Source organism: Streptomyces viridosporus, assembly GCF_002078235.1.
In the GTDB taxonomy this organism is placed as follows: domain Bacteria; phylum Actinomycetota; class Actinomycetes; order Streptomycetales; family Streptomycetaceae; genus Streptomyces; species Streptomyces viridosporus.
In genome coordinates this window covers 1-3736 of the sequence record NZ_MSGP01000339.1, presented here as the reverse complement: position 1 = coordinate 3736, position 3736 = coordinate 1, and the positions used below count along the sequence as shown (strand labels likewise).

The following is a 3736-nucleotide window of genomic DNA, read 5'->3' as shown; positions in this document are numbered from 1 at the left end:
AGCAGCACCCCTCCACCTGATGCCCGATCAGGTGGAGCGCCGAAGGAGCGTCGAGGCGATGCACTCCCGTCCCTGCGGACCCGTCCCTGCGGAATCGGGGCCCTGCATCCGTGATCCCCGTACAAGCCTGGGAAACAGCAGATCAGCAGCACTGTCCGACACCTCGGCACAGTCCACGTCACGCGTCACGGAAACAGGTCGGGGCCACCGCCCGGAGCCAGCAGGAACAGAAGGAACAGCAGGTCATAGGCCCTTTGCCGCAGGCTCCAGAATCGCCACGCACTCCACGTGGTGCGTCATCGGGAACAGGTCGAACACCCGCAGCGTCCGCACCCGGTACCCCCCGTCCCGGAAGTACGCCAGGTCCCGGGCCAGGGCGGCCGGGTCGCAGGCCACGTAGGCGATCCTCCGGGCACCCAGCGACGACAGGTGCTCCACCGTCTTCCGGCCGGCGCCCGCGCGCGGCGGGTCCAGGACGACGAGGTCGACCTCCGTGATGCCGGTGCGGGGCAGGACGGACTCGACCTTGCCCTGCTCGATGCGGACGCGGGGGAAGTCCGCGAGGTTGTGCCGGGCGTCCTCCACGGCACGCCTGCCGGACTCGATGCCGAGGACCGCGCCCTGGTCGCCGACCCGGTCGGCCAGGGCGCCCGCGAACAGGCCGACGCCGCAGTACAGGTCGAGGGCCGTGTCGCCCTTGCGGGGCAGCAGGCCCTGCATCACCGCGGTGACCAGGGTGTCGGCGGCCTGCGGGTGGACCTGCCAGAAGCCTCCGCCGCCGACGCGGTGGGTGCGACCGTCCGCGCGTTCGCGGACGAAGGGGCGGCCGTGGACGCGGTGGACCTGGCCGGAGCGCTCGTCGATCCGCAGGACCGAGACCGGGCGGTCCAGTTCGACCAGCGGCAGGCGGCAGCCCGGCTTGGGGGTCAGGACGACCTGGCGGTCCTGGGAGCCCGTCGCCGCGATCGCCTCGACGGAGTCCATGCCCGTCCAGTCCCGCTTCTCGATGCCGAGCTCGCTGACGCCCTCGGCGGCGATCATGCAGTGGTCGATCGGCTCGACCTCGTGCGAGCGGTGCCGGCGCAGTCCCGCGCGGCCGTCGGCGGTCACCGCGTACTGCACGCGGGTGCGCCACGCCGGGACCTGGCCCGCGGGGACCTTGTCGCCCTCGGCGGGCATCACCGTGCCGTCCCAGCCGACCTCCTCGGGCGTGAGCCCGGCGAGGCGCCGCAGCTGCTCGGTGACGACCTCGCCCTTCAGGCGCCGCTGCGCCCCCGGCTTGGCGTGCTGCCAGTCGCAGCCGCCGCAGCGGCCGGGGCCGGCGAAGGGGCAGGGGGCGTCGATCCGGTCCTTGGAGGCGTCCAGCACGTTCACCGCGTCGGCGCGCAGGAAGCGGGCCCCCTCCTCGCCCTCCGTCACCCGCGCGACGACCCGTTCGCCGGGCAGGGCGTGCCGGACGAAGAGGACCTGTCCGGCGGACGTACGGGCGATGCAGTGGCCGCCGTGGGCGACGGGGCCGACCTCGACCTCGTACTCCTCCCCCACCAGTGATTTCCTCGGTTCTGCCTGCATGGCGGGGTGACTCCACAACATCGAGAGCGGGCGGGCGGACCCGTGGGCCCGCGACAACAGCCCACCAGTCTACGTGTGCGTGGAGGTGTCCTTCGCCCGCTCCGCCGGACCGCGCCGCACCGAGCCGGGCGCGGCCCACTCCTGCCGCCTGCGGACACGCCGTTTGGCCACCTCGGAGGACTGCAGCTGGTACGGCACCGAGGTCACCATCACGCCCGGGGTGAACAGCAGCCGGCCCTTGAGCCGCAGCGCGCTCTGGTTGTGCAGCAGGTGCTCGTACCAGTGGCCGACCACGTACTCGGGGATGATGACGGAGACGACGTCGCGCGGCGACTCCCTGCGCAGGCCCTTCACGTACTCGATGACCGGCCGCGTGACCTCCCGGTACGGGGAGTCGAGCACCTTCAGGGGGACGTCGATGCCGCGCCGCTCCCACTCCGCCTGCAGCGCCCTGGTCTCCGCCGGGTCCACGTTGACGCTGAGCGCCTCGAGGGTGTCCGAGCGCATCAGCTTGGCGTAGGCGAGCGCCCGCAGCGTGGGGCGGTGGATCTTGGAGACCAGGACGACCGAGTGGACCCGGGAGGGCCGCACCATGTCGTCGCTCGGCGTCTCCGGGGCCGCGATCTCCTCGGCGACGCGGTCGTAGTGCCTGCGGATCGCCGTCATCGTCGCGTAGAAGATGCACATGCCGAGCAGCGCGACCCAGGCGCCGTGGCTGAACTTGGTGACGAGCACGACGACCAGCACCAGGCCGGTGAAGAAGGCACCGAAGGTGTTGATGGCCCGCGAGCGGATCATGTGGCGCCGCTTGGCCTGCTCCCTCTCGGTGGCCAGCAGGCGGTTCCAGTGCCGGACCATGCCGGTCTGGCTGAGCGTGAAGGACACGAACACGCCGACGATGTAGAGCTGGATCAGCCGCGTGGAGTCGGCGCCGTAGATCCACACCAGCAGTCCCGCGGCGCTCGCGAGCAGCACGATGCCGTTGGAGAAGGCGAGGCGGTCGCCGCGGGTGTGCAGCTGACGGGGGAGGTAGCGGTCCTGGGCGAGGATCGAGCCGAGCAGCGGGAAGCCGTTGTAGGCGGTGTTCGCGGCGAGGAACAGCACCAGCGCGGTGGCGGCGGCGAGGATCATGAACAGGAGGCTGCCGTGACCGAAGACGGCCTCGGCGACCTGCGAGATCACCGGGTCCTGCACATAGCCCGGGCCGAGCGGGACGCCGTCGTGGATCAGGTCCACGGCCGGGTTCTCGGCCATGCGGACGTGGGTGGCCGCCGCCAGCGCGATGATGCCGCAGAACATGCTGACGGCGAGCAGGCCCATCATCGCGAGCGTGGTCGCCGCGTTCCGCGACTTGGGCTTGCGGAAGGCGGGGACGCCGTTGGAGATCGCCTCGACGCCGGTGAGCGCGGCACAGCCGGAGGAGAAGGCCCGCAGCAGGAGGAAGACCAGGGCGAAGCCCGCCAGGCCGGGGTGTTCGGGCTTGATCTCGAAGTCCGCGGTCGGTGCCCGCATCTCGTCGCCGAGCACCACCGCGCGGAACGCCCCCCACACGATCATGGTGAAGACGCCCGCGACGAAGACGTACGTCGGGATCGCGAAGAGCGTGCCCGACTCCCTGACCCCGCGCAGGTTCATCAGCGTCAGCAGCACGATCACGCCGATCGCGCAGGCCACCTTGTTCTCGACGACGAACGGGATCGCCGAGCCCAGGTTCTCGATGCCGGCGGAGATCGACACGGCGACCGTCAGGACGTAGTCGACGAGCAGGGCGCTCGCGACGGTCAGCCCGGCCCTGGGGCCGAGGTTGGTGGTGGCCACCTCGTAGTCGCCGCCACCGCTGGGGTACTCGCGGACGTTCTGCCGGTAGGAGGCGACGACGGTGAACATCAGCACGACGACCGCGACGGCGATCCAGGGGCTGAAGTGGTACGCCGACAGGCCCGCGATGGACAGGACCAGCAGGACCTCACCGGGCGCGTACGCCACGGAGGACAGCGGGTCGGAGGCGAAAACGGGGAGTGCGACGCGCTTCGGCAGAAGTGTTTCCCCCAGCCGGTCGCTGCGCAGTGCGCGCCCGATCAGAATCCGTTTGGGCACGTCGGTCAGTTTGGACACAACAGAGGATCGTAAGCCTTCGGAGGAGGGGCCGCCCACCCTCCCCCGC

The 3736-nt window shown here is 71.2% G+C and carries 2 protein-coding genes; both read right to left on the bottom strand.

The window, feature by feature from the left end; genetic code table 11:
* Positions 1-243: 243 nt before the first annotated feature.
* On the bottom strand, positions 244-1572 hold the full coding sequence (locus B7L92_RS23580) for a class I SAM-dependent RNA methyltransferase (protein ID WP_081239441.1): 1329 nt from the start codon (positions 1570-1572) through the stop codon (positions 244-246).
* Positions 1573-1641: 69 nt separating this feature from the next.
* Complete coding sequence (locus B7L92_RS23575; RefSeq protein ID WP_081239440.1) at positions 1642-3687, bottom strand: APC family permease; 2046 nt, start codon at positions 3685-3687, stop codon at positions 1642-1644.
* Positions 3688-3736 lie beyond the last annotated feature (49 nt).

Coding starts and splice junctions, on each gene's coding strand:
- B7L92_RS23580 (WP_081239441.1), bottom strand. CDS start 1,572: ATGCAGGCAGAACCGAGGAAATCACTGGTGGGGGAGGAGTACGAGGTC.